This is a genomic window from Arenimonas alkanexedens (genome assembly GCF_054781355.1).
The window spans coordinates 17,492-42,583 of sequence record NZ_BAAGUO010000002.1 but is presented as its reverse complement, the minus strand read 5'-3'; the positions used below and the strand labels follow the sequence as shown (position 1 = coordinate 42,583).

At 66.3% G+C, this 25,092-nt stretch carries 23 protein-coding genes and 9 tRNA genes; 27 read left to right on the top strand and 5 right to left on the bottom strand.

The features are described from left to right. Nucleotides 1-52: 52 nt before the first annotated feature. A complete protein-coding gene (locus tag ACYVGY_RS04605) occupies nucleotides 53-850 on the bottom strand; it encodes a cytochrome C assembly family protein (protein ID WP_460456294.1) in 798 nt (265 codons plus the stop codon). A 108-nt stretch (nucleotides 851-958) separates the two neighbouring features. Here ACYVGY_RS04605 and ffh point away from each other — a divergent pair, with 108 nt between their 5' ends. The 6 genes from ffh to ACYVGY_RS04575 all read left to right on the top strand — a co-directional run bounded on the left by ffh (nucleotide 959) and on the right by ACYVGY_RS04575 (nucleotide 4,995). Beyond that, nucleotides 959-2,332: a signal recognition particle protein gene (ffh, locus tag ACYVGY_RS04600; protein ID WP_460456293.1), complete on the top strand. Its 1,374-nt coding sequence runs from the start codon at nucleotides 959-961 to the stop codon at nucleotides 2,330-2,332. A 127-nt stretch (nucleotides 2,333-2,459) separates the two neighbouring features. After that, nucleotides 2,460-2,714, top strand: a complete 255-nt coding sequence (gene rpsP / locus ACYVGY_RS04595; RefSeq protein WP_460456292.1) for a 30S ribosomal protein S16 — start codon at nucleotides 2,460-2,462, stop codon at nucleotides 2,712-2,714. A gap of 34 nt (nucleotides 2,715-2,748) precedes the next feature. Beyond that, nucleotides 2,749-3,255 (top strand): ribosome maturation factor RimM, encoded by a 507-nt coding sequence (gene rimM / locus ACYVGY_RS04590; protein WP_460456291.1) that lies wholly within the window; start codon nucleotides 2,749-2,751, stop codon nucleotides 3,253-3,255. A 20-nt stretch (nucleotides 3,256-3,275) separates the two neighbouring features. Next, the gene (trmD, locus tag ACYVGY_RS04585) at nucleotides 3,276-4,034 is read left to right on the top strand and encodes a tRNA (guanosine(37)-N1)-methyltransferase TrmD (protein ID WP_460456290.1); all 759 of its coding nucleotides are present in this window, start codon (nucleotides 3,276-3,278) and stop codon (nucleotides 4,032-4,034) included. A gap of 115 nt (nucleotides 4,035-4,149) precedes the next feature. After that, nucleotides 4,150-4,506 carry a 50S ribosomal protein L19 gene (gene rplS / locus ACYVGY_RS04580; RefSeq protein WP_460456289.1) on the top strand — a complete coding sequence of 119 codons (357 nt, stop codon included), beginning with the start codon at nucleotides 4,150-4,152 and terminating at the stop codon, nucleotides 4,504-4,506. 84 nt (nucleotides 4,507-4,590) lie between these two features. Further along, a complete protein-coding gene (locus ACYVGY_RS04575; RefSeq protein WP_460456288.1) occupies nucleotides 4,591-4,995 on the top strand; it encodes an RNA-binding S4 domain-containing protein in 405 nt (134 codons plus the stop codon). Nucleotide 4,996: 1 nt separating this feature from the next. Here the strand turns inward: ACYVGY_RS04575 and ACYVGY_RS04570 are convergent, their stop codons facing one another. Continuing rightward, the gene (locus tag ACYVGY_RS04570) at nucleotides 4,997-5,476 is read right to left on the bottom strand and encodes an Lrp/AsnC family transcriptional regulator (RefSeq protein WP_460456287.1); all 480 of its coding nucleotides are present in this window, start codon (nucleotides 5,474-5,476) and stop codon (nucleotides 4,997-4,999) included. A 90-nt stretch (nucleotides 5,477-5,566) separates the two neighbouring features. On the opposite strand from ACYVGY_RS04570, the gene ACYVGY_RS04565 reads away from it, so the two are divergent. Beyond that, entirely contained in the window at nucleotides 5,567-6,751 is a 1,185-nt protein-coding gene (locus tag ACYVGY_RS04565) for a trans-sulfuration enzyme family protein (RefSeq protein WP_460456286.1), read from the top strand. Here the strand turns inward: ACYVGY_RS04565 and mutS are convergent. The 3 genes from mutS to ACYVGY_RS04550 form a co-directional block, all read right to left on the bottom strand. Further along, nucleotides 6,735-9,314, bottom strand: coding sequence for a DNA mismatch repair protein MutS (gene mutS / locus ACYVGY_RS04560; RefSeq protein WP_460456285.1), 2,580 nt, complete (start codon nucleotides 9,312-9,314; stop codon nucleotides 6,735-6,737). The genes ACYVGY_RS04565 and mutS overlap by 17 nt on opposite strands. 100 nt (nucleotides 9,315-9,414) lie before the next feature. Next, entirely contained in the window at nucleotides 9,415-10,626 is a 1,212-nt protein-coding gene (locus tag ACYVGY_RS04555; RefSeq protein ID WP_460456284.1) for a TonB family protein, read from the bottom strand. Further along, nucleotides 10,616-10,984: a BlaI/MecI/CopY family transcriptional regulator gene (locus ACYVGY_RS04550; protein ID WP_460456283.1), complete on the bottom strand. Its 369-nt coding sequence runs from the start codon at nucleotides 10,982-10,984 to the stop codon at nucleotides 10,616-10,618. The genes ACYVGY_RS04555 and ACYVGY_RS04550 overlap by 11 nt, the downstream gene beginning before the upstream one ends. Before the next feature lie 124 nt (nucleotides 10,985-11,108). Between ACYVGY_RS04550 and ACYVGY_RS04545 the strand changes: the two genes are divergently transcribed. The 20 genes from ACYVGY_RS04545 (at nucleotide 11,109) to ACYVGY_RS04450 (ending at nucleotide 25,010) form a co-directional block, all read left to right on the top strand. After that, complete coding sequence (locus tag ACYVGY_RS04545) at nucleotides 11,109-11,615, top strand: CinA family protein (RefSeq protein WP_460456942.1); 507 nt, start codon at nucleotides 11,109-11,111, stop codon at nucleotides 11,613-11,615. 56 nt (nucleotides 11,616-11,671) lie between these two features. Then, on the top strand, nucleotides 11,672-12,313 hold the full coding sequence (gene lexA, locus ACYVGY_RS04540) for a transcriptional repressor LexA (protein ID WP_460456282.1): 642 nt from the start codon (nucleotides 11,672-11,674) through the stop codon (nucleotides 12,311-12,313). 182 nt (nucleotides 12,314-12,495) lie between these two features. Next, complete coding sequence (gene recA, locus ACYVGY_RS04535; protein WP_460456281.1) at nucleotides 12,496-13,530, top strand: recombinase RecA; 1,035 nt, start codon at nucleotides 12,496-12,498, stop codon at nucleotides 13,528-13,530. Between the two features lie 28 nt (nucleotides 13,531-13,558). Next, the gene (locus tag ACYVGY_RS04530) at nucleotides 13,559-14,056 is read left to right on the top strand and encodes a regulatory protein RecX (protein WP_460456280.1); all 498 of its coding nucleotides are present in this window, start codon (nucleotides 13,559-13,561) and stop codon (nucleotides 14,054-14,056) included. A 157-nt stretch (nucleotides 14,057-14,213) separates the two neighbouring features. Continuing rightward, the gene (gene alaS, locus ACYVGY_RS04525) at nucleotides 14,214-16,880 is read left to right on the top strand and encodes an alanine--tRNA ligase (RefSeq protein ID WP_460456279.1); all 2,667 of its coding nucleotides are present in this window, start codon (nucleotides 14,214-14,216) and stop codon (nucleotides 16,878-16,880) included. A gap of 148 nt (nucleotides 16,881-17,028) precedes the next feature. Next, nucleotides 17,029-17,247, top strand: coding sequence for a carbon storage regulator CsrA (csrA, locus tag ACYVGY_RS04520; protein ID WP_460456278.1), 219 nt, complete (start codon nucleotides 17,029-17,031; stop codon nucleotides 17,245-17,247). 55 nt (nucleotides 17,248-17,302) lie between these two features. Next, nucleotides 17,303-17,395 (top strand) — tRNA-Ser (locus ACYVGY_RS04515). 136 nt (nucleotides 17,396-17,531) lie between these two features. After that, nucleotides 17,532-17,608, top strand: a tRNA-Arg gene (locus tag ACYVGY_RS04510). Nucleotides 17,609-17,744: 136 nt separating this feature from the next. Continuing rightward, nucleotides 17,745-17,821: transfer RNA gene (locus ACYVGY_RS04505), tRNA-Pro, on the top strand. Between the two features lie 71 nt (nucleotides 17,822-17,892). Further along, nucleotides 17,893-17,969: transfer RNA gene (locus tag ACYVGY_RS04500), tRNA-Arg, on the top strand. 39 nt (nucleotides 17,970-18,008) lie between these two features. Continuing rightward, nucleotides 18,009-18,085: transfer RNA gene (locus ACYVGY_RS04495), tRNA-His, on the top strand. Between the two features lie 53 nt (nucleotides 18,086-18,138). Continuing rightward, nucleotides 18,139-18,214 (top strand) — tRNA-Lys (locus ACYVGY_RS04490). Nucleotides 18,215-18,248: 34 nt separating this feature from the next. Further along, nucleotides 18,249-18,333 (top strand) — tRNA-Leu (locus ACYVGY_RS04485). An 85-nt stretch (nucleotides 18,334-18,418) separates the two neighbouring features. After that, entirely contained in the window at nucleotides 18,419-19,720 is a 1,302-nt protein-coding gene (tig, locus tag ACYVGY_RS04480; RefSeq protein ID WP_460456277.1) for a trigger factor, read from the top strand. A gap of 25 nt (nucleotides 19,721-19,745) precedes the next feature. After that, a complete protein-coding gene (gene clpP / locus ACYVGY_RS04475; RefSeq protein WP_460456276.1) occupies nucleotides 19,746-20,369 on the top strand; it encodes an ATP-dependent Clp endopeptidase proteolytic subunit ClpP in 624 nt (207 codons plus the stop codon). 114 nt (nucleotides 20,370-20,483) lie between these two features. Continuing rightward, entirely contained in the window at nucleotides 20,484-21,779 is a 1,296-nt protein-coding gene (clpX, locus tag ACYVGY_RS04470) for an ATP-dependent Clp protease ATP-binding subunit ClpX (protein ID WP_460456275.1), read from the top strand. Between the two features lie 138 nt (nucleotides 21,780-21,917). Then, nucleotides 21,918-24,353, top strand: a complete 2,436-nt coding sequence (gene lon, locus ACYVGY_RS04465) for an endopeptidase La (RefSeq protein WP_460456274.1) — start codon at nucleotides 21,918-21,920, stop codon at nucleotides 24,351-24,353. Between the two features lie 176 nt (nucleotides 24,354-24,529). Beyond that, complete coding sequence (locus ACYVGY_RS04460) at nucleotides 24,530-24,832, top strand: HU family DNA-binding protein (RefSeq protein WP_460456273.1); 303 nt, start codon at nucleotides 24,530-24,532, stop codon at nucleotides 24,830-24,832. Nucleotides 24,833-24,843: 11 nt separating this feature from the next. After that, nucleotides 24,844-24,918, top strand: a tRNA-Val gene (locus ACYVGY_RS04455). Between the two features lie 15 nt (nucleotides 24,919-24,933). After that, a tRNA-Asp gene (locus ACYVGY_RS04450) sits at nucleotides 24,934-25,010 on the top strand. Nucleotides 25,011-25,092 lie beyond the last annotated feature (82 nt).

Sequence of the window (25,092 nt, the reverse complement as noted above, 5' to 3'; positions counted from 1 at the left end):
GCCCCGAAGCTCTTCGTAGAAAAGCTTCGGGGCTGAAGCCCCTCCTACAGGGTCAGATGCGGTGCAGGACGAGTTCGTAGACGAACTTGCTGCCGAAGAAGGCGAGCAATAGCAGCGCCATCGCCACCAGGGTCAGCTTGGCGGCGCGCGGACCGCGCCAGCCCCAGCGCCAGTGGCCGAACAGCAGCACGCCCAGCACGATCCAGGACAGGATCGACAGTACCGTCTTGTGGCCAAGGTCCTGCGCGAACAGATCGTCCACGAACACCACGCCGGTGAGCAGGGTGAGGCTGAGCAGGGCGAAGCCGACCGCCAGGCTGCGGAAGAGCAGGGTTTCCATCTGCGTCAGCGGCGGCAGCAGCCGCAGCCAGCCGCCCAGATGGCGTTGGCGAAGCGCACGCTCCTGGAACCACAGCATCAGCGCCAGCAGCGTCGCCACCGCCAAGGTGGCGTAGGCGAGCAGGGCCAGCAGGGCGTGCATCTCCAGCTGCCAACTAAGGTTGTCGCGGCTACGGTCGTCGCCCAGCAGGGCATAGGCGGCCAGCACGAGCGCCGCCAGCGGGAATACGATGATGCCCAGCGCTTCGATACGTTGGGCCGGACCCAGCGCCGCGGTCAGCGCGGCCATGCCCAGTCCGACCAGCGACAGGGCCGCGAAGAAATGAAGGTCCGGTCCTCCCATCGCGCGCCACGACAGCAAGTGGACGGCCGTATGCAGCAGCACGGCCGGCGCGGCCAAAAGCAGCCAGCGGCGCGGCATGGGGTGCGGTCCGCGCGCGTGGCCCGCCAGCTGATGGCTGGCCAGTCCGTACAGGGCGATCGCCAACAGAGCGGAGAAAAGGGTGGGCATTCGCCGAGTTTGGCACAGCCAGCGGCCAGCTGAGAACCATTCTCGACAAGCCGGCCCCCGAGCCTGCCCGCGCTATACTCCCGGCCCCAACGCCAGACGCCCAGCCCCATGTTCGAGTCGCTTACCCAACGCCTGTCCGGCACGCTCCAGCGCCTTCGCGGTCGCGGTCGGCTGACCGAGGAAAACATTCGCGAAGCCACCCGCGAGGTGCGCATTGCGCTGCTCGAGGCGGACGTGGCCCTGCCGGTGGTAACCGCCCTGGTCGAGCGCATCAAGGTGCGTGCCGTCGGCCAGGAAGTGCTGACCAGCCTCACCCCGGGACAAGCGCTGATCAAGGTCGTGCGCGACGAGATGGCCGCGGTGATGGGCTCGGCGGCAAGCGAGCTCAACCTCAACGTGCCGGCCCCCGCGATCATCCTGATGGCCGGCCTGCAGGGCGCGGGCAAGACGACCACGGTCGGCAAGCTCGCCAAGCACCTGAAGGAACGCAAGAAGAAGAAGGTGATGGTGGTGTCGGCCGACGTCTATCGTCCGGCCGCGATCGAGCAGCTGCGCACGCTGGCCCAGCAGGTGGACGTGCTGTTCTTCGCTTCCAGCGCCGACCAGAAGCCGGTGGACATTGTCCGCGCCGCCATTGACGACGCCCGCAAGAGCTTCGTGGACGTGCTGATCGTCGACACCGCCGGTCGCCTCGCGATCGACGAGGCGATGATGGCCGAGATCAAGGCCCTGCATGCCGCCGTGAATCCGGTCGAGACCCTGTTCGTGGTCGACGCCATGACCGGCCAGGACGCCGCCAATACCGCCAAGGCCTTCAGCGAGGCGCTGCCGCTGACCGGCGTGGTGCTGACCAAGACCGATGGCGACGCCCGCGGCGGTGCGGCGCTGAGCGTCCGCTACATCACCGGTAAGCCGATCAAGTTCGTGGGCGTCGGCGAAAAGCCCGACGGCCTGGACGTGTTCCACCCCGACCGTGCCGCCAGCCGCATCCTGGACATGGGCGACGTGCTGTCCCTGGTGGAGCAGGTCGAACAGCAGGTGGACAAGGACAAGGCCCAGAAGCTGGCCGAGAAGGTCGCCAAGGGCAAGAAGTTCGACCTCAACGACATGCGCGACCAGTTCGAGCAGATGCAGAACATGGGCGGCCTGTCGGGCCTGATGGACAAGCTGCCCGGCATGGGCCAGGTCCCGGACCACGTGAAGGCCCAGGTAACCGGCAAGGAAATGCCGCGCATGGTGGCCATCATCAACTCCATGACCAAGAAGGAGCGCCGCAACCCCGGCCTTCTGAACGGCTCGCGCCGGGCCCGCGTCGCCCGTGGGTCGGGGACCACCCCGGCCGACGTGAACAAGCTCCTCAAGCAGTTCCAGCAGATGGAAAAGATGATGTCAAAGCTGTCTCAGGGCGGCATGAAAGGCATGATGCGGAGCATGAAGGGCATGATGGGCGGCGGCTTCCCGGGGCGTTTCCCGGGCCGCTGAGGCCTGGCTAACGGCAGGCTGCTGGCCGCAAGGGTTTCCTTCGGGGCGCCAAGGGGTTAGAATTCGCGATTCCCCCGGCCGGTTGCGGTCGGGCTTACTGTTTCAGAACCTGTAGAGCTGAATTCACATGGTCAAGATCCGCCTGGCCCGCGGTGGCGCCAAGAAGCGCCCCTTCTACCACATCGTCGTTACCGACCAGCGCAACAAGCGCGACGGTCGTTCGATCGAGCGTCTGGGTTATTACAACCCGATCGCCACGGCGACCCAAGAGCGCGTCGTGCTCGACACCGAGCGCGTCAAGCACTGGGTTTCGCACGGTGCGCAGCTGACCGACAAGGTCCGCGTGCTGTTCAAGGAAGCTTCGGCCCAGGCTTCGGCCTGAGCCTTCGGTCTCGCTCCGCGCGAGGCCTGATGCCATGAGCACCGATCGCCGCATCCTGCTGGGCAGGGTCGCCGGCGACTTCGGCGTCCGGGGTGAGCTCAAGCTGCTCTCCTGGACCGACCCCCGCGACGCCATCTTCAGGTACCAGCCCTGGATTCTCCGTGCCGGCGACGCCGAGCGCGAGGTTTCCGGTGTGCGCGGTCGCGATACCGGCCGGCTGCTCGTCGCCAGTTTCCCGGGCATCGAGAACCGCGAGCAGGCCGAGGCGCTCAAGGGCGCCGAGATCTGGGTGCTGCGCAGCCAGCTGCCGGCGCCCAAGCCCGGCGAGTACTACTGGGTCGATCTCGAAGGCTTGGCCGTGCGCAACGTCGAGGGCGTGGACTTCGGCCGGGTGTCGCATCTGTTCGACACCGGGGCCAATCCCGTGCTGGTCGCGGCGGGCGAGCGCGAGCGCCTGATTCCCTTCGTCACCGACCAGTACGTGAAGTCGGTCGACTTCGACGCCGGCCTGGTCGTGGTCGACTGGGATCCGGACTTCTGAGGCCGGGACCGGGCCGCGCCATGCGCATCGATGTCCTTAGCCTGTTTCCTGATTTCATCCGCGACAGCGCGGCGCTGGGCGTGGTTGGCCGCGCCCAGGAACGTGGCCTGCTGGCCGTGCACGGCTGGAATCCGCGCGACTACGCCACCGACAACTACCGCCGCGTAGACCAGCGCCCCTTCGGCGGCGGTCCCGGCATGCTGATGCTGGCCGAGCCGCTGGCGGCCTGCCTGGCGGCGGCCCGGGCCGCTGACCCGGCGCCGGCCCGCGTCATCTACCTCAGCCCGCAGGGCGAGCGCCTGACCCAGGCCAAGGTGCGGCAGTTGGCGGCGCAGCCCCGGCTGATCCTGCTCTGCGGCCGCTACGAGGGGCTGGACGAGCGTTTCATCGATCGCGAGGTGGACGAGGAACTGTCCATCGGCGACTACGTGCTGTCGGGCGGTGAGCTGGCGGCGGCGGTGCTGGTGGACGCAGTCGGCCGCCTGCAGGAAGGCGCCCTGAACCATGCCGACTCGGCGACCCAGGACAGCTTCGAAGACGGCCTGCTGGATTGTCCGCATTTCACCCGGTCCGAGCTGGCCGGAACCGAAGGCGTGCCGGCGGTGCTGCTGTCCGGCGACCATGCCGCCATCGCCCGCTGGCGCCGCCAGCAGAGCCTGGGCCGGACCTGGCTGCGGCGCCCCGATCTGCTGGGCCGGGCCAGCCTGACGGTTGCCGACCGGGTCCTGCTGGCCGAGTTCATTGCCCGGTGGCGGGCCGAAAACCCGGCGGGCGGGTAACCCCTTCCCCTTCAAAGGCTTGGCGGGCTATACTTGTCCGCTAACTTTTCCAAAGCCAAGCACGGTTCCCGGGCCTCTGGCGCGCACATCCAATAAATATCAAAGGCGTGTAACCATGAATTTCCTTCAGCAGTTCGAGCAAGAGCAGTCGCAGCGCAAGCTGCCCGCGTTTGGTCCCGGCGACACCGTCGTGGTCAACGTCAAGGTCAAGGAAGGCACCCGAGAGCGCGTCCAGGCCTATGAAGGCGTGGTTATCGCGATCAAGAATTCGGGCCTGAACTCCGCCTTCACCGTGCGCAAGATTTCGCACGGCTTCGGCGTCGAGCGCGTGTTCCAAACCCACAGCCCGGTGATCGACTCGCTGACGGTCAAGCGCCGCGGCAAGGTCCGCGCCGGCAAGCTGTACTACCTTCGCGCCCTGGAAGGCAAGAAGGCGCGCATCAAGGAAAACCTGGGTTACTCGGGCGAGTAATCCCCGCTTTTCGCGCGATCAGCGGCCGCCGAAAGGCGGCCGTTTGCGTTGGTGCGCCAGCTCGCCGCGGCGCTAGGATATGACATGGAAAAAACAGATTCGCAGCTGACGGTGCGCCTGGACGTGTGGCTTTGGGCCGCCCGTTTCTTCAAGACGCGCGCGCTGGCCAAGCAGGCCATCGAAGGCGGCAAGGTCGAGGTGGCGGGGCAGGCTGCGAAACCCTCGCGCACGCTCAAGGGTGGCGAACCGCTTCGTCTTCGACGCGGTGAGGAGTTGTTCGAGGTGCAGGTGCTGGGCCTGAGTGAACGGCGCGGCCCGGCGTCGGTGGCGCAGACGCTCTACCTCGAATCAGAAGCCTCGCGCGAGCTGCGTCTGCGGCTGGCGGCCGAGCGCCGCGCCGCCAGCGCCGGCTACCGCGCCCCGGCCGGCAAGCCCGACAAGCGCGCCCGCCGCCTGATCCAGGCGCTGGGCGACCTGGACGCGCTCTGAGTCAGTCGGCATCGGCTGCCGCGGCATAGATCGGCAGGTCGGGCGCGCGCTGGAAGGCGAAGATCAGGTTGGTCTGGATATGCGCCACTTCTTCGCGGCTGGTCAGCGCCGCCATGGCGAAATCGCGCAGGTGGTCGCTGTCGCGCACGCCCACGTGCACCAGGAAATCGTCGGCGCCGGCCACGTGGTAGAGGTTGAGCACTTCCGGCAACGCGATCAGGTGCCGGTGGATGTCTTCGACCTGGGCCCGGGAATGCCTGGCCAGCCGCACCGCGACCATGGCCTGCAGCCCGATGCCGACGGCGGCCGGGGCGATCTCGGCGTGATAGCCCAGCAGTGCGCCGGTCTCGCGCAGTCGCCGCACCCGCTCCAGTGCGGTGGATGGCGCGACGCCGACGCGCTCCGCCAGGTCCTTGTTAGGAATTCGCGCATTCTTTCGCAGAAGGCCAAGAATTGCGAAGTCTGTTCGGTCAAGCTGCATGATTCGATCCATATCAGAAATAGTATTCGGCGTGGCCGAATTCGCCGGCAGTGTATTCCATAGTGGCTTCCCTTTCCTCCGGAGCCCGCCATGTCCCGCATCGAAACCTTGGCCGTGCATGCCGGCCGCGAGGACTTCGTCGCCCTCGGCGTGCACGCGCCGCCGATCGACTTGTCCACGACCTATCCGGTGACCGACCTGGACGTGGGCACGGCCAGTTTCGACGCGTTGGTGGGCGGCGCGGCCCATGCGGCCAATCCGATCTACGCGCGCCTGCACAACCCGACCGTCGGCCGGGTCGAGCAGGCACTGGCGGCGCTGGAAGCCACTGAAGCCTGCGTGGCCTACGGGTCGGGCATGGCGGCACTGACCGCGGTGCTGATGGACGCGCGTGCGCGCGGCACTCATGTGCTGGTGGTGCGGCCGCTGTACGGCACCTCGGACCACCTGCTGGCTTCCGGCCTGTGCGGGCTGGAAGCGGAGTTCGTGGACGCCGGCGACATCGCCGCGCGCCGTCGCGCCGACACCGCCCTGGTGATCATCGAAACGCCCGCCAACCCGACCCTGGACCTGGTGGATATCGCCGCGGTAGTGGCCGCGGCAGGCGAGGTGCCGGTGCTGGTGGACTCGACCTTCGCCACGCCCGTGCTGCAGCAGCCGGCGCGTCTGGGCGCGGCCTATGTCTTGCACAGCGCCACGAAGTTCCTGAGTGGCCACGGCGACGTCATGGCCGGCGTGGTGTGCTGCAGCGAAGCGCGCGCGCGGGGCCTGCGCACGGTGCGCGCCGCCACGGGTGCGCTGCTGCATCCGTTTGGCGCCTACCTGCTGCATCGCGGGCTGCCGACGCTGGCGCTGCGGGTGGAGCGTGCCCAAGCCAACGCGATCGTGCTGGCCGGCCGCCTGGCCGAGCATCCGGCGATCGCGAAGGTGCATTTCCCCGGATTGGGCACCGTGCGCAATGCGCACCTGGTGGGCTCGCAAATGGCCGGGCCCGGTTCCTTGATTGCCTTCGAACTGGCGGCCGGCTACGACGCGGCCGCGGCGGTGATGTCGCGGGTGCGCCTGATGACGCCGGCCGTCAGCCTGGGTTCGGTGGATACCCTGATCCAGCACCCCGCGGGCTTGACCCATCGCGTGGTGGACCCCGCGGCGCGCGAAGCCGCCGGTATCGGCCCGGCGCTGTTGCGTCTTTCGGTCGGCATCGAGCAGGTCGACGACCTGTGGGCCGATCTTGTCCAGGCCTTGGACGGGGTGGCTCTCAGCGCAGCTGCTTGAGCCGGTAGAGCGCTTCGAGCGCCTGCTTGGGCGTCAGTTCGTCGGGATCAAGGGCGGCCAGTGCATCCGCCGCCGGCGACGGCGGGGCGACGAACAGCCCGAACTGCTGCGGCGACTCCAGCGCCGCCGGACTCATCTGCGACACCGACTGCGGCGCGCCGCGCTGCTCGAGTTCGGCCAGCGTGCGTCGTGCTTGTTCCACCACGACGCGCGGCAGGCCGGCCAGCGCCGCCACCTGCAGGCCGAAGCTGCGGTTGGCGGGGCCGTCTTTCACCGCGTGCATGAAGACCAGCTTGTCACCGTGCTCGATCGCATCCAGGTGGACATTGGCGATGCCGCTGCCCGGCTCGGCCAGCGCCGTCAGTTCGAAGTAGTGGGTCGCGAACAGGGTGTAGGCCCGGTTGCTGTGCGCGAGATGGCGCGCACAGGCCTCGGCCAGCGCCAGGCCGTCGTAGGTGGACGTGCCGCGGCCGATCTCGTCCATCAGCACCAGCGAGTGCGCCGTGGCGTGGTGGAGGATGTAGCTGGTCTCGGCCATCTCGACCATGAAGGTGGACTGCCCGCGCGCCAGGTCGTCGCCGGCGCCGATGCGGGTGAGGATGCGGTCGATCGGGCCGATCACCGCCCGGCTCGCCGGCACGAAGCTGCCGACGTGGGCCAGCAGCACGATCAGCGCGTTCTGGCGCATGTAGGTGCTCTTGCCGCCCATGTTCGGGCCGGTGATGACCAGCATGCGACGGTCTTCGTCGAGCACCAGGTCGTTGGGCTCGAAGGGTTCGCTGCGCACGGCTTCCACCACCGGGTGGCGGCCGCGCTCGATATGCAGGCCGGGCGTGTCGGTGAGCTCCGGGCGCGACCAGTCCAGCGCCTGCGCGCGTTCGGCGAAGGCGGCCAGCACGTCCAGCTCGGACAGCGCCGAGGCGCAGCGCTTGAGCGACTCCAGGCGCTCGTTCAGGGCGTCGAGCAGCTGTTCGTAGAGCAGCTTCTCGCGCGCCAGCGAACGCTCGCGGGCGCTGAGCACCTTGTCCTCGAAGGCCTTGAGTTCTTCGGTGATGTAGCGCTCGGCGCCGGTCAGGGTTTGCCGACGGGTGTAGTGCGTAGGTGCTTTTTCCGACTGGCCTTTGCTGATCTCGATGAAATAGCCGTGCACGCGGTTGTAGCCGACCTTGAGCGTGTTGATGCCGGTGGCGGCGCGTTCGCGGGCTTCCAGATCGATCAGGAACTGGTCGGCGGTGGTGGACAGCGTGCGCAGTTCATCGAGTTCGGCATCGAAGCCTTCGGTGATGACGCCGCCGTCGCGCAGCAGCACCGGCGGCTGGGCGATGATCGACGAGGCCAGCAGCGCGGCGTGGTCGGCGTGTTCGCCCAGCTCGGTCGCCAGCGCGTGCAGGCGCGGCGAATCCAGTGGTGCCAGCACCTCGCGCAGGGCCGGCAGCATGCCAAGGCCGTCGCGCAGGGTGGACAGGTCGCGGGGCCGGGCCGAGCGCAGCGCGACGCGCGAGAGGATGCGTTCGACGTCGCCCAGGCCGCGGAATCGTTCCCGCAGGTCGTCGCCGGCCGCCGTGGCGATGAAGGTGGCGACGGCGTGGTGGCGTTCGGACAGCACCCGGCGGTCGCGCAGCGGACGATTCAGCCAGCGCCGCAGCAGGCGCCCGCCCATCGGGCTGATGCTGGCGTCGAGCACGCCCAGCAGGGTGTGCTCGATGCGGCCGTCGATGCGGCTGTCGAGTTCCAGGTGGCGGCGGGTGGCGGCATTGATGGCGATGCCGTCGTCGGCCGATTCAAAGGCGATCGCGCTCAGGTGCGGCAGCCGCTGTTTCTGGGTTTCTTCAACGTAGGCGAGCAGGGCGCCGGCGGCGCCGATCGCCAGCGGCTTGTCTTCCAGCCCGAAGCCGGTGAGGTCGTGCAGCGCGAAGAAGCGCAGCAGCTGGCGCCGGCAGGCGTCCGGGTCGAAACCCCAGGGCGGCCGGCGGCGCAGGCCGGGCAGGGCGGTGATGGCGGTGGGCCAGCCGTCCTCGTCGGGCAGCAGAAACTCGGCCGGATCCAGGCGCGCGAGCTCCGCGCTGAGCTGGTCTTCGGTGGCCACTTCCGACACCAGGAAACGACCGGCGGCGAGATCGGCCCAGGCGATCCCGTAGCCGCCCTTGCCGCGCGAAACCGTCAGCAGCAGGGTGTCGCGGCGTTCCTGCAGCAGGGCCTCGTCGGTGACGGTGCCGGGCGTGACGATGCGCACGACCTTGCGTTCCACCAGGCCTTTCGAGGCCGCGGGGTCGCCGATCTGCTCGCAGATGGCCACCGATTCGCCCAGCGCCACCAGCCGCGCCAGATAGCCCTCCATCGCATGCACCGGAACGCCGGCCATCGGAATCGGCGCGCCGGCCGAGGCGCCGCGCTGTGTCAGGGTGATGTCGAGCAGCCGCGCCGCCTTGCGTGCGTCGTCGTAGAAGAGCTCGTAGAAGTCGCCCATCCGGAACAAAAGCAGGATGTCCGGGTGCTCCGCCTTGGCGGCGAAGAACTGCTTCATCAGCGGGGTGTGGGCGGGGGGGCTGTCTGCGGCGGACATTCGTGGCGGGGCTTCGGGCAGGTGCGGGGACGGACCCTCGATTGTGCCGGAAGCAGCCCGCGTGCGCCCCCCCAGACAGGAGGGCGCCCGGGCGGCGCGACTACTCCGCGCTGCTTCCGCTGGCCGGCGTCTCGGGGTTCCGATCGGCATTGAACCGGACCGGCACCAGAATCCAGCCCTCCACCTTCTCTCCCGTCGCGCCATCGCGGCCGGCATTGAACTGCCACTGACGGGCGGCATCCATCGCCGCTTTGTCGAAGTGCCCTTCCGGCTGCGAGCTGACAACCAGGATGTCCTTGGCGCGTCCATCAGTGCCAACCAGGATCTTGAGCATGACTTCGCCACTGACCTTGTCGGCGAGCGCGGCCGCGGGGTACTTCGGCGGCGTCAGCACGTCATCGTCCGTGACTGCGTGCAGCCACCGGGCCTCGGCGGCGTCGCCAGGCTGGGTGGCCCAGGCGACCCAGGTGGCGCCTGCGAGCATCGCGGCCAACAGGAAATGTCCGGCGCGCCGGCGCAGCGGGCCGGGGAGGGGATGCTTGAGCATGGTGATTCTCTCCTTCAGGGGATGGCTGGAGTGCCAGTGGCAACCTGCCGGCAGACCGAAGTCAGCCAGCTGGGTCTTGAGCATCGCGTCGCCATAGCTGCGGCGCGATCGTGGGTAGCGCTCGATGACGTCGGCATCGCAGGCCAGTTCCTGGTCGAACCGGAACCGGGTGAGTGCGATGTGCACCAGCGGGTGGAACCAGAACAGGCAAGCGAACAGGCTGGCCAGCGCCTGCGCGGGAATATCCCTGCGCTGCAGGTGCAGTTGCTCGTGCGCAAGGACCAGGGCCTGCTGCTCAGGGCTGTAGCGCGTGGCGAAGTCGAGCGGCAGAACGATCCTGGGCCGCAACAGGCCAACGACGGCCGGGCCGGCGTTGTCCGCGAGGTCGTGGGTTTCGTCGCCGCGACGCTGGACTCGGGATACAAAGCGCCGCTGCCGCAGCCCCATCACAGCGGCAAGCCCGCAGGCGCCGATGGCCCAGGCCACGAACAGCGCGGGCAGCAAGCTGCCCGGCGTGGATTTCACGGCCTCGTCGAGCGGCCAAGCGGCGGCCAGCGTGGCGGTCAGCACGGTGGCGGGCTCGGTCGCGGCGGGGAGCGGCAGCCATACCGCGGCCACCGACAGCGGCACCAGCGCCCAGGCGGCGTAGGCCAGTCGGGCCCCGACCAGGCGTCGCAGCGGGCGACGCAGAGCCAGCACAAGGGCCAGCGTGGCGGTCAATGCGAGCGTGGCCTGCAGGCCCTCGTCCAGGAAGTCAGCGACCATCGTCCAGCCCCTCCAGCAGTTGCCGCAGCTCGGCAATATCGGCCTTGCTGAGCGAGTTCTTCTCGGTGAGGTGCGCCACCAGCGGAGCCACCCGCCCATCAAACAACCTGTCGAGCAGGCTCCGGCTTTGCGCCTGCACCCAGGCTTCGCGTTCGAGCACGGGCGAGTAGAAGTAGCGGCGCCCATCCTTCTCGGCGTGAATGGCGCCCTTGTTCAACAGGCGATTGAGCAGGGTCTTGACGGTGGCTTCCTGCCAGCCTTGTTCGGGCCCCAGCTCGGCGGTGATCTCGTCCGCGCCCAAGGGGCTGCGGCGCCAGAGGGACTGCATGACGATGCTTTCGGCTTCGCTGATCTGCATGACTGTTTACGTCCGTAATCGTTGGTTGAGATTACATCTGTAATTCCTCGTGTCAAGCCCCCGTGCTCTCACGGGAGCGCAGCGCGCCATGGCCTTCCGCGTGGCCGCCCGTTACCCTGCGGGCATGGACACAACTGCCTTGCCAGACGATCAGCTGCTGCACCAACTCGCCGAACAGGTCGGTGCCGCGCTGCAGGCCCACCACCTGATGCTGGCCACCGCCGAGAGCTGCACCGGTGGCTGGATCGCCAAGATGGTCACGGATATCCCGGGCTGTTCGGCCTGGTTCGACTGCGGCATGGCTGCCTACAGCTACGAGGCCAAGCAGGCGCTGTTGGGCGTTCGGCCCGAGACCCTGGTCGAACATGGCGCGGTAAGCAGGGAAACCGTGATCGAGATGGTGTCGGGCGCTTTGGTGACCTCGGGCGCCAGCATTGCGGTGGCGGTCACCGGCATCGCCGGCCCCACCGGCGGCAATCCCGACAAGCCGGTGGGCACCGTCTGGCTTGGCTGGAAGCGGCGCGGCGGCTATCCCAAGGCCGAACTGTTCCACTTCGACGGCGACCGCGAGGCGGTGCGCCGCCAGACCGTGGAAGCCGCGCTGCGCGGGCTTCTCATGCTCGCCGGCTGATTCTTCCGAAAAAGCGCTTGACAGGCGGGGTGGGTTCGTTAGTAGTATTACTACTAATGGAAATCACCGACACCCAGCAGGCCATCCTGGCCATGATCACCGAGCGCATCGCTGCCGACGGCGTGCCGCCGTCGCAGGTTGAAATCGCCCATGCTTTTGGCTTCAAGGGTGTGCGCGCGGCCCAATACCACCTTGAGGCGCTCGAGCAGGCCGGCGCCATTCGCCGGGTGCCGGGCCAGGCTCGCGGTATCCGCCTGGTGTCTCCCCCTGTGTCGTCTCCGGCCGCGGACCTCGTCCCCGCGGTCGGGGACGACCTGCTTCGCCTGCCCGTGCTCGGCCAGGTCGCGGCCGGCCTGCCGATCGGCGCCGACCCCGGCCTTCACGACATGGTGCTGCTCGATCGCGTCTTCTTCTCCCCGGCGCCCGACTACCTGCTCAAGGTCAAGGGCGACTCCATGCGCGACGAAGGCATCCTGCACGGCGACCTGATCGGCGTGCACCGCACCAGCGACGCACGCAGCGGCCAGATCGTCGTCGCCCGTATTGATGAGGAAATCACTGTGAAACTGCTCAAGATCGGCAAGGACGGCATCCGCCTCCTGCCTCGCAATCCCGACTTCGCCCCCATCGTCGTCAAGTCCGACCAGGACTTCGCGGTCGAGGGTCTGTACTGCGGCCTCGTAAGGCCGAACCGTTGAGCTTCGGTGGCAAGAAGTCGGGCCCGAAGAAGTCGCTTTCCCTACAGCGCATCGAGGCGGAGACGGCTGCCGCGGAGGCACGCGATGACGCAGATTCAGCGCCAGCCGCCGGTTCTCAGTCCGTGAGACCCCGCGCCGCTAACCTGGCAGCACCTGACAACAAACCCTCTAGGAACCCCACGATGGACGAGAACAAGAAGCGCGCCCTCACCGCTGCCCTGAGCCAGATCGAAAAGCAGTTCGGCAAGGGTGCGGTCATGCGCATGGGCGACAAGAGCATCGAACCGGCCGAAGTCATCGGCACCGGTTCGCTGATGCTCGACATCGCGCTCGGCATTGGCGGTCTGCCCAAGGGGCGCGTCATCGAGATCTACGGCCCGGAATCCTCGGGCAAGACCACGCTGACCCTGCAGGCCATCGCCGAGTGCCAGAAGGCCGGCGGCACCGCAGCCTTCATCGATGCCGAGCACGCGCTCGACCCCACTTACGCGGTCAAGCTGGGTGTAAACATCGACGACCTGCTGGTCAGCCAGCCCGACACCGGCGAGCAGGCGCTGGAAATCGCCGACATGCTGGTGCGCTCGAACTCGGTGGACATGGTGGTCGTCGACTCCGTGGCGGCACTCACCCCGCGCGCCGAGATCGAGGGCGAGATGGGTGACCAGCTGCCGGGCCTGCAGGCCCGCCTCATGAGCCAGGCCTTGCGCAAGCTCACCGGCAACATCAAGCGCAGCAACTGCATGGTCATCTTCATCAACCAGCTGCGCATGAAGATCGGCGTCATGATGCCGGGCCAGAGCCCGGAAGTGACCACCGGCGGCAATGCGCTCAAGTTCTATGCCTCGGTTCGCCTCGACATCCGACGCATTGGTTCGGTGAAGAAGGGCGAAGAAGTGATCGGCAACCAGACCAAGATCAAAGTGGTCAAGAACAAGATGGCGCCGCCGTTCAAGATCATCGTCACCGAAATCCTCTATGGCCAGGGCATCAGCCGCGAGGGCGAGATCATCGACATGGGCGTGGACGCCAAGCTGATCGAGAAGGCGGGCGCCTGGTACAGCTACAACGGTGACCGCATCGGCCAGGGCAAGGAAAACGTCCGCCAGTGGCTCAAGGACAATCCGGCCGTCTGCAAGGATCTGGAAGCCAAACTGCGCGAGAAGTTCGTGCCGGGCCTGGTGATCGGTGACGAAAACGCCGAGGCCGCCGAGGCCTGAGCCCCGGCGCAAGAAGGGAGCCGACCGCATGGGATTCGCCGATCGGGCTGATCGCCCACGGCCGGACGCCTACCAAAAGGCGCTGGAGCTGCTGGTCCGGCGGGAGCACTCCCGCCGCGACCTCAAGCGGAAGCTGGGCCTGCGCGGTGCCGATCCCGAGGAGGCCGCGGCGGCGATCGAGAAGCTGGCGGGGCTGGGCTATCAGGACGATGTTCGCTTCGCCACGGCCTTCGCCCGGGACCGGGCGCATTCCGGCTATGGGCCGGTTCGCATCCGCCAGGAACTGGCGGGGCACGGTCTGCCCCACGACCACGTTGAACAGGCCATCGAGGCCTGTGAGACCGACTGGCCGGTCTCTGCGCAGGCCCTGATTGATAAACGGTTCCGGCCCGATGTGCTGGCTGAACCCGCGAAGCGGCGCAAAGCGGTGGATTTCCTGCTTCGACGCGGCTTCGACCCGGCCAGCGCCTATGCCGCCGTCCGGTCACGCGCGGACGAAGATGAGGACGAACCCGGCTTCGACTGAGCGGCCCGGGCTTCGCCCGGACCCCGGGCCGGGGCTGTTAATCTTGGCGGACACGCCTTCCGGTTGTGATCCCCGGCCTCCGCCCGCATTTGCTGGTGGAAGGCGGGCGCGTCGCGCCGTGGCCCCGAATCCAAGCTGCGAGAGCCCCACGCCGTCCATGACCAAGACCACCCATCAGATCCGCCGTGACTTCCTTGAGTTCTTTCGTGCCAAGGGCCACGAGATCGTGCCGTCCAGCCCTCTGGTGCCGGGCAACGACCCGACGCTGCTGTTCACCAACGCCGGCATGGTGCAGTTCAAGGACGTGTTCCTGGGTGCGGAAAAGCGCAGCTACTCGCGTGCGGTAAGTTCGCAGCGCTGCGTGCGTGCCGGCGGCAAGCACAACGACCTCGACCAGGTCGGCTACACCGCGCGCCACCACACCTTTTTCGAAATGCTGGGCAACTTCAGCTTCGGTGACTACTTCAAGCACGAGGCGATCAGCTTTGCCTGGGAATTGTTGACCGAAGTATGGAAGCTTCCCAAGGAGCGCCTGCTGGTCACGATTTACCACACCGATGACGAGGCCTTCGATATCTGGAACAAGGTCGTCGGCCTGCCGCCCGAGCGCATCATCCGGATCGGGGACAATAAGGGCGCCGCCTACGCCAGCGATAATTTCTGGCAGATGGCGGACACCGGTCCCTGCGGTCCGTGTTCCGAGATTTTCTACGATCACGGCGACCATATCCCGGGCGGCCCCCCCGGCAGCCCGGACGAGGATGGCGACCGCTTCATCGAGATCTGGAACAACGTTTTCATGCAGTACGATCGCCAGCCGGACGGCAGCCTCGTGCCCCTGCCCGCGCCCTGCGTGGACACCGGCATGGGTCTCGAGCGCGTGTCCGCGGTGCTGCAGCACGTGCACAGCAATTATGAAATCGACCTGTTCCAGCACCTGATCAAGGCCGCCGCCGCGCTGACCAACAAGCAGGCCGAGCTCGAGCACAAATCGCTGCGCGTCATCGCCGACCATATCCGGGCCTGCAGCTTCCTGGTGGTGGATGGCGTGCTGCCCTCGAACGAGGGTCGCGGCTACGTCTTGCGCCGCATTATCCGTCGCGCCATCCGTCATTTCTGGAAGCTCGACGGACTTAGCGCCGACGGCAAGTTCTGGCGCATGGTGCAGCCGCTGGTGGAAGTGATGGGCGAGGCCTATCCGGAGCTGGTGCGCAAGCAGGCGCTGGTTGAGCAGGCACTCAAGGGTGAAGAGGCGGCGTTCGCGCAAACGCTCGATGCCGGCATGACTCGCCTGCATGACTACCTGGCCGCTTCCGGGAACCGCATCCGCGGCGAGCAGCTATTCCAGCTTCACGACACCTACGGCTGCCCGCCGGACCTGATCGCCGATCTTCTACGCGAGAACGCCGACAAGGGTTGGGCGCTGGCCGATGGCGCGCTGGTCGAGTACGAAACGTCCATGGACCAGCAGCGCGAGCGCGCGCGCGCGGCGAGCAAGTTCGCGGGCGGTACCGCACTGCCCACCGATCTGATCGCCACCCTTCGCCCGACCGAGTTCCTGGGCTACGAATCCCACGACGCCGATGGCTGTCGCATCGTCGCCATCGTCCGCGAGGGCAAGCCGGTGCAGCAGCTGGCGACGGGCGAGGAGGCGATCGTGCTGCTTGACCGCACGCCCTTCTACGCCGAGTCCGGCGGCCAGGTCGGTGACGCCGGCCAGCTCCTTGATCCGGTCGGAAACCGCTTTGAAGTGCGCGACACGCTGAAGCTTTCAGGCACCTTCCACGGGCACCTGGGCCGCCTTGTCGGTGGCGCGATCAAGGTCGGCGACAGGCTCTCGGCCCGCGTTGATGAGGCGCGGCGGCAGGCGGTGGTGCTCAACCATTCGGCCACGCACCTGCTGCATGCAGCACTGCGTCAGGTGCTGGGCGAGCACGTTACCCAGAAGGGCTCGCTGGTCGCGCCCGATCGCCTGCGTTTCGATTTCTCGCACTTCCAGGCGATTCCGGCGGCCGACCTGGCCCGCATCGAGTCCATGGTGAACGCCGAGATCCGCCGCAATGCGGAAGCCGAAGTCCACCACATGGGCATGCAGGAGGCGCTCGATTTCGGCGCCATGGCGCTGTTCGGCGAAAAGTATGGCGAACACGTTCGCGTGCTCCGCATGGGTGATTTTTCGACCGAGCTGTGCGGCGGTACCCACGTACACCACACGGGCGACATCGGCCTGTTCAAGATACTTTCCGAGGGTGGCGTTGCCGCCGGCGTACGCCGGATCGAAGCCGTGACGGGCGAGGGCGCGCTGGCGCATATCGCCGCGGAGGAGCGTCGTCTCGACGAGGCGGCCGGCCTGCTGGGCGGCAGCGCGGGCGACGTGGTCGACAAGCTGCGCCAACTGCTGGACCGCCAGAAGAAGCTTGAGCGCGAGCTCGAGTCACTCAAGGCCAAGGCAGCGGCCGGTGCCACAGCCGACCTGGCTGCCGGGGCGCCGGAAATCGCCGGTATCAAGATCGTCGCCGCGCGCCTGGAAGGCCTGGACGCCAAATCACTGCGCGACGCCGTTGACCAGCTGAAGTCGCGGCTGGGCGACGCGGTCATCGTCCTGGCCTCGGCAGAGGGCGGCAAGGCCTCCCTGGTCGCCGGCGTGCAGGGTGCCGCGCAGGGCAAGGTCAAGGCCGGTGAACTGCTTGCCCATGTCGCTGCGCAGATCGGCGGCAAGGGCGGCGGGCGTCCTGATATGGCCCAGGGCGGCGGCCCGGACGGCCCGGCGCTGGTGGCGGCGCTGGAAGGCGTGCCGGCCTGGGTGGCAGAGCGCCTGGGCTGAGCCCGCTGCGGGCGTGGGCGTCGCGGCTTCGTTGCGCCATGCCCTGCAGCGCACTACCATCGGAAAACGCCGCAATCTTGCGGCTGGGAACCGCGCGCAGTGACTGGGTCGCGCGGGCCGGTGCAGGGACGTATCGGGAGGGAGAGCGATGCTGATTTTAACCCGTAGGGTGGGCGAGACCCTGATGATCGGTGACTCGGTCACCGTGACGGTGCTGGGCGTCAAGGGCAACCAGGTGCGGATCGGCATCACGGCGCCCAAGGACGTGGCCGTGCATCGCGAGGAAATCTTCCAGCGCATCCAGAAGGACGACGGCGAAGCGCCTGCGGGCAGCGCTGTAGATGCGGGTTTACCGAAGCCCGATTGAAAGGCTATCCTATGCGGCCGGATTCGCCCGCAAGGTCGAAGCCGGTGTCCGTTACGGAGTGATGCCCGAGTGGCCGAAGGGGCTCCCCTGCTAAGGGAGTATTGGGTCAAAAGCCTGATCGAGGGTTCGAATCCCTCTCACTCCGCCAGGTCGTTTCCGCTGCCCCAGGGCTGCGGTTTCGATCCGGCGGCAACAAAGGACTAGATGTGCTTGGGTGGCCTTCGATTTGTTTTTAACGAAGGCATTGACGGCTTGGCTGGCGTCCCCCATAATTTCGCTTCTGCGCGCCCGTAGCTCAGCTGGATAGAGCACCAGGCTACGAACTTGGTGGTCGGGAGTTCGAATCTCTCCGGGCGCGCCACTCTTTCGGCAAACAGGGTGCTTCGGCACCCTTTTTGTTCGGCGATAGTGGTCATCGGTGCATTGCACCGCTGGCCGCTGCAGCCTTAAAGTCGTAACTCGTGCGGCGCGCCTTTCCGGGTGCCGGGTTTCACCGCCGGGGTATAGCTCAGCCTGGTAGAGCGCCAGCTTTGGGAGCTGGATGTCGTGGGTTCGAATCCCTCTGCCCCGACCAGGCCAGCTTTCCCGGCATCAGCGGCAACCGCGCATGGATGCGGACGGATGCGGCCGGTATCATTCCGGCAGGCGCCCGTAGCTCAACTGGATAGAGCACCGGCCTTCTAAGCCGGCGGTTGCAGGTTCGATTCCTGCCGGGCGCGCCAGGCCGGGAGGCGTGAGACAGGTTCAAGTTTAACAATGTGGTGGATGTAGCTCAGCTGGTTAGAGCATCGGATTGTGATTCCGAGGGTCGCGGGTTCGAGCCCCGTCTTCCACCCCAGTTACAAGCGCGGCATAATGCCGCGTCGCAAGCCGCTTCTGCGGGAAGATTACGGGCCGTTAGCTCAGTTGGTAGAGCAGTTGACTCTTAATCAATAGGTCGAAGGTTCGAATCCTTCACGGCCCACCAATCTTCCCGATTGAATCGAGTACCGCGCGGCAATGCGAAAGTGGCGGAACTGGTAGACGCGCTGGATTTAGGTTCCAGTGGGGCAACCCGTGAGAGTTCGAGTCTCTCCTTTCGCACCATCCGGCAACGGAGGCGCGGGGATGATTCGGGGCTCTGCGGGTTTTTTCATTTTCGCGCCCGGGAAAGGCGCGGTCAGGAGTTGACATGCAAGTTTCGCTCGAGAATACCGCCAACCTGGAACGTCGCCTCACCATCAGCGTGCCGGCCGAACGTCTTGATGACGTCGTCGGCAAGCGCCTGGTCGAAATCGCGCGTACCGCCAATATCAAGGGCTTCCGCAAGGGCAAGGTGCCCGCGAAAGTCATCGAGCAGCGTTTCGGCCCTCAGGTCCGCAACGAAGCCTACGGCGAACTGGTCCGCGAGACCTTCGGCGAGGCCCTGCGCGAGCAGAAGCTGCTGGTCGCCGGCAGCCCGGAACTCAAGGCCGACCCGGCCGCCGAGACCGGCGAGATTCGCTTCACTGCTACCTTCGAGGTCGTTCCTGACTTTGGCACCATCGATCCCAAGCAGCTCAAGATTGTCCGCGCGACGTCGACCATCGACGACAGCGACATCGACGGCATGATCGAGACCCTGCGCGCCCAGCGGCGCACCTGGGTTGAGGTCGCGCGTCCGGCGCAGCCCGGCGACCTGCTGGCGGTCGAGACCGTCGCTACCAGCGGCGAGCTGCGCATTCCGGCCGAAGGCAGCGACAAGGGCAACACCGTGCTGGGTTCGGCGGTCATGCTGCCCGAGCTCGAGACGGCGCTGGCCGGCATGTCCGCCGGCGAAGAGCGCGAGATCGAGATGAACTTCCCGACCGACTGGCGCGTCGCCGAGCTTGCCGGCAAGGCCGCCAAGGTCGTGCTCAAGGTTCACAAGGTGTCCGAGCCGCACCTGCCGGAGATCGACGAGACCTTCGTCAAGAGCTTCGGCATCAAGGGCGGCAAGCTTGAGCAGTTCCGTAAAGAAGTCCGCGCCAACCTCGAGCGCGAGCTCAAGGGCACGCTGATGTCGCGCCTGCGCGCCGAAGTAGCCTCCAAGCTGGTCGCCGCCCATAGCAGCGTGGAGCTTCCGCCCCGCCTGATCCAGGCCGAGGCCCGCAGCATGGCTGGTGCCGCCGAGCAGCAGGCCCGCCAGCAGGGTCAGGCCAATGCCAAGGCTGATCCGGAGCAGTTCATGGACGCCGCCCGCAACCGCGTGGCCGCTGGCCTGCTGGTCGGTGAAGTGGCTCGCCAGAACAGCCTCAAGCTCGACGCCAAGCGCCTGAACGAGACGCTGCAGCTGATCGCTTCCACCTACGAAGAGCCGGGCCAGGTCGTTGAACTCTATCGCAACGACCCCAATCTCATGTCCAGCCTGCGCAACCGGGTGATGGAGGAGCAGGTGATCGACTGGATCGCTGAGCGTGCCGAAGCCACCGAGCAGGCGCTGAGCTTCACCGAACTGATGCGCCCGGCCGCGTAAGCTCGGCCAAAACGGAGAACGTCGCATGGAACCGATCAAGGGCTTGAACCTGGTGCCGATGGTGGTCGAACAGACCAGCCGCGGCGAGCGGGCGTATGACATCTACTCGCGCCTGCTCAAGGAGCGGGTGATCTTCCTGGTTGGCCCGATCGATGACTACATGGCTAACGTGATCGTTGCCCAGCTGCTGTTCCTCGAAGCGGAAAACCCCGAGAAGGACATCAGCCTGTACATCAACTCGCCGGGCGGCGTGGTCACGGCCGGCATGGCCATTTACGACACCATGCGCTTCATCAAGCCCGACGTGAGCACCATCTGCGTCGGCCAGGCGGCAAGCATGGGTTCGTTCCTGCTGGCCGCCGGCACCAAGGGCAAGCGCTACATCCTTCCCAACTCGCGGGTCATGATCCACCAGCCCTCGGGCGGCACCCAGGGCCAGGCCAGCGACATCGCGATCCAGGCCAAGGAAATCCTGTTCCTGCGCGAGCGCCTGAACAAGGAACTGGCCGACAACACCGGGCAGACGATTGAGAAGATCGAGCGCGACGTTGAGCGCGACTACTTCATGTCCGCTGAAGAGGCCAAGACCTACGGCGTCGTGGATGCGGTCATCAACTCGCGCCCCGAAGAGTCCGTCCAGGCCAGCTGATCTGCGCCGACACGCCGTCTTCACGCCCCGATCCGGCCCCGCCGGGTCGGGGTTTGACCATTGACGGCCTGTGATATTCTCGATTCCGACCCATTCCACCAGGGCAAGCCAAGCATGACCGAAGACCGCCAGGGCCGAACGGGCGACAGCAGCAAGATCCTGTACTGCTCGTTCTGCGGCAAGAGCCAGCACGAAGTTCGCAAGCTGATCGCGGGCCCCAGCGTGTTCATCTGCGATGAATGCGTCGAACTGTGCAACGACATCATCCGCGAGGAACTCGAGGAGAAGGCGCACGCTGCCCGCAGCCATCTGCCCAAGCCGCGCGAGATCCTCGAGGTGCTCGACCAATACGTCATTGGCCAGCAGCGCGCCAAGAAGACGCTTTCGGTCGCGGTCTACAACCACTACAAGCGCATCGAAAGCCGGATCAAGAACGACGAGATCGAGCTGTCGAAGTCGAACATCCTGCTCATTGGTCCGACCGGCTCGGGCAAGACCCTGCTGGCCGAGACGCTCGCGCGCCTGCTCAACGTGCCGTTCACCATCGCCGACGCCACCACGCTGACCGAAGCGGGCTACGTGGGCGAGGACGTCGAGAACATCATCCAGAAGCTGCTGCAGAAGTGCGATTACGACGTCGAGAAAGCGCAGCAGGGCATCGTCTACATCGACGAGATCGACAAGATCTCGCGTAAGTCCGAGAACCCGTCAATTACCCGCGACGTCTCGGGTGAGGGCGTGCAGCAGGCGCTGCTGAAGCTGATCGAGGGCACGGTCGCCTCGGTGCCGCCGCAGGGCGGCCGCAAGCATCCGCAGCAGGAGTTCCTGCAGGTCGATACCAAGAACATCCTGTTCATCGTCGGCGGTGCCTTCGCCGGGCTCGACAAGGTCATCCAGGCCCGCAGCACCGACGCCGGCGGCATCGGTTTCGGCGCCAAGGTGAAGTCAAGCGAGCGCAAGATCGAAATCGGCAAGCTGCTGGCCGAAGTCGAGCCCGAGGACCTGATCAAGTTCGGCCTGATCCCCGAGTTCGTGGGTCGCCTGCCGGTGGTCGCGACGCTCGAAGAGCTTGATGAGGCCGCGCTGATAAAGATCCTCACCGAGCCCAAGAACGCCATCACCAAGCAGTTCAAGAAACTGTTCGAGATGGAGGGCGTCGAGCTCGAGGTCCGCCCCGATGCGTTGATGGCGATCGCCAAGCGTGCGCTCAAGCGCAAGACCGGCGCCCGCGGCCTGCGCACGATCATGGAATCGGTCCTGCTCGACACCATGTACGACTTGCCGTCGCTTGAGAACGTCAGCAAGGTCGTCGTGGACGAGTCGGTGATCAACCATGCCACCGAGCCCTACCTGATCTATTCCAGCACCCCGGCGCCCGCCGCGGCGCCCAAGGCCGCCTCGGGCGACTGAGCCTGGCCGCAAGTGCTTGAATCCCGGGCCGGTCTTACCGGCCCGTTTTTTTTCCGGCCCAAAAACTTGCAAGCGGCCCTCCGGGCCCCCATAACCTGAGCCATAGCGGGGCCCCCGGCCCCCGACGGAGCCACTCCCATGGAAGACAAGACCGCCGCCCTGAACCGCCTCGACTTGCCCGTGTTGCCCCTGCGCGACGTGGTGGTCTACCCGCACATGGTCATCCCGCTGTTCGTAGGTCGTGACCGCTCGATCAAGGCCCTGGACCTGGCCATGGCCGGGGACAAGCAAATCCTGCTGATTGCCCAGAAAAGCCCGGACACCGACGACCCGGCCGCCGAGGACCTGTATTCGGTCGGCACCCTGGCCCAGGTCCTGCAGTTGCTCAAGCTTCCCGATGGCACCATCAAGGTGCTGGTCGAGGGCTCGGCGCGCGTGGCGATCGACGGCTACGGCGAACGCGAAGGCGGGCTCACCGCCACCGGCGTCGAGGTTGAGTCGCTGCATGAGCGTGACGCGCGCGAACTCGAGGTCACCCAGCGATCGCTGATGACCCTGTTCGAGCAGTACGTCAAGACCAACCGCAAGCTGCCGCCCGAGCTGCTGACCACCTTGGCGGGCATCGAGGAACCCAGCCGTCTCGCCGACACCATCTCGGCCCACCTGGGTGCCCGCCTGTCGGACAAGCAGCAGCTGCTCGAAACGCTCGATGTCGGCCAGCGCATGGAGATGCTGATCGGCCTGGTGGACGGCGAGATCGACGTCCAGCAGATCGAGAAGCGCATCCGCGGCCGGGTGAAGTCGCAGATGGAGAAGAGCCAGCGCGAGTACTACCTCAACGAGCAGATGAAGGCGATCCAGAAGGAGCTCGGCGAGCTCGACGAGGCGCCGAACGAACTCGAGGAACTGGCCAAGAAGGTCGCGTCCGCCGGCATGCCCAAGGCGGTGGAAACCAAGGCCCGCACCGAACTCAACAAGCTCAAGCAGATGTCGCCGATGTCGGCCGAAGCCACCGTCGTGCGCAACTACATCGACTGGCTGGTGGGCGTGCCCTGGAAAAAGCGCAGCAAGGTGCGCAAGGACCTCAACGCGGCGCTGGACGTGCTTGATGCCGACCACTACGGCCTGGAGAAGGTCAAGGAACGCATCCTTGAATATCTCGCGGTGCAGTCGCGCGTGAAGCAGATGAAGGGCGCCATTCTTTGCCTGGTCGGCCCGCCTGGCGTCGGCAAGACGTCGCTTGGTCAATCGATTGCCAAGGCCACCAACCGCAAGTTCGTGCGCATGTCGCTGGGCGGCGTGCGCGACGAGGCGGAAATCCGCGGACACCGTCGTACCTACATCGGCTCGATGCCGGGCCGTATCGTCCAGAACCTGAGCAAGGTCGGCACCAAGAACCCGCTGTTCATGCTCGACGAGATCGACAAGATGAGCATGGACTTCCGGGGCGATCCGTCCTCGGCCCTGCTCGAAGTGCTGGACCCGGAGCAGAACCATTCATTCAACGACCACTATCTCGAAGTGGATCTGGATCTGTCGGAAGTGATGTTCGTGGCGACCTCCAACTCGCTCAACATCCCCGGTCCGCTGCTCGACCGCATGGAAGTGATCCGCATCCCCGGCTACACCGAGGAGGAGAAGCTGCACATCGCGGAGAAGTACCTGATCCCGAAGCAGCTCAAGGCCAACGGCCTCAAGCTTCCAGAGCTCAAGATCAGCGAAGGCGCCGTTCGCGACATCGTTCGCTACTACACGCGCGAATCCGGCGTGCGCAACCTGGAGCGAGAGATCTCCAAGATCTGCCGCAAGGTGGTGAAGGAAATCGCGCTCGCTGGCCCGCGCAAGAACGGCAAGCCGATGGCGCTGAGCGTCACGTCCAAGAACCTCGACAAGTACTTGGGCGTGCAGCGCTATGACTTCGGTCGTGCCGAGCAGGAAAGCGAAGTCGGGCTGGTGACCGGACTGGCGTGGACCGAAGTCGGTGGCGATCTGCTTCAGATCGAGGCGACCTTGCTGCCGGGCAAGGGCCAGTTGATTCTTACCGGCCAGCTCGGCGACGTCATGCAGGAGTCGGTGAAGGCCGCCTACAGCGTCGTGCGTTCGCGCAGCGAGCGGCTGGGCCTGGACGCCGAGTTCCACAACAAGTTCGACACCCACGTGCACGTGCCGGAAGGCGCCACCCCAAAGGACGGTCCGAGCGCGGGCGTCGCCATGGTCACGGCCCTGGTCTCGGTGCTGTCGGGCGTGCCGATCCGTGCCGACCTGGCCATGACCGGCGAGATCACCCTGCGCGGGCGGGTCCTGCCGATCGGCGGCCTGAAGGAGAAGTTGCTCGCGGCGCTGCGCGGCGGCATCCGCACCGTGCTGATTCCTTACGAGAACAAGAAGGACCTTGCCGACATCCCCAAGAACGTCACCCAAGGCCTTGAGATCATTCCGGTCAAATGGATCGACGAGGTGCTGGATGTGGCGCTGGTCAGGCCCCTGGCGCCCGGGGCGGGGACCGACCCGGCACCCGAAGCGAGCACCGAACCCGGGGGCAAGGATGCCGGCACGGCGACGATGAGGCACTGATCGAAGACCACTGCAATACCCGGAAACCCGCGAAATATCTGGCTTTCGCGTATTGCGCGGTCAAAATGCGGCTGGTATAAATCACTCATCCTTCGCGCCGGAAATTTCGCGCGCGCTGGTACCGGTGGATCGGAGCCGCGCCCCAGGCCATTGCCGGGCCGGCCCGGTTTTTCAGAATGCGGGTTACCCCGCTCAGGGAGTCAATAATGAACAAAGCCGAATTTACGAGTGCCGTCGCTGATGGCGCCGAGCTGTCCAAGGCTGACGCTGGCCGTGCCGTCGACGCCATGATCGAAACGATCAAGATGGCGCTCAAGAAGGGCGAAACCATCACGCTGGTGGGCTTCGGCACCTTCACCGTCCGTGAGCGCGCCGCCCGCGAAGGCCGCAATCCGCAGACCGGCGACACCATCAAGATCAAGGCTTCGAAAAATCCTGCATTCAAGGCTGGCAAAGCCCTGAAGGATGCGGTAAACTGATCGTCTTGTAAGGGTGCTTAGCTCAGCGGTAGAGCGTCGCCCTTACAAGGCGAGGGTCGGGGGTTCGAAACCCTCAGCACCCACCAAGCAGTTGAAACAGCGGAGTGGTAGTTCAGTTGGTTAGAATGCTGGCCTGTCACGCCGGAGGTCGCGGGTTCGAGTCCCGTCCACTCCGCCATATCCTCGAGGGCGCCCCGCAAGGGCGCCTTCGTTTTTTCCGGCCCGGGAACCCGGGCTCCACCTTCGAACGGCGTATCCCA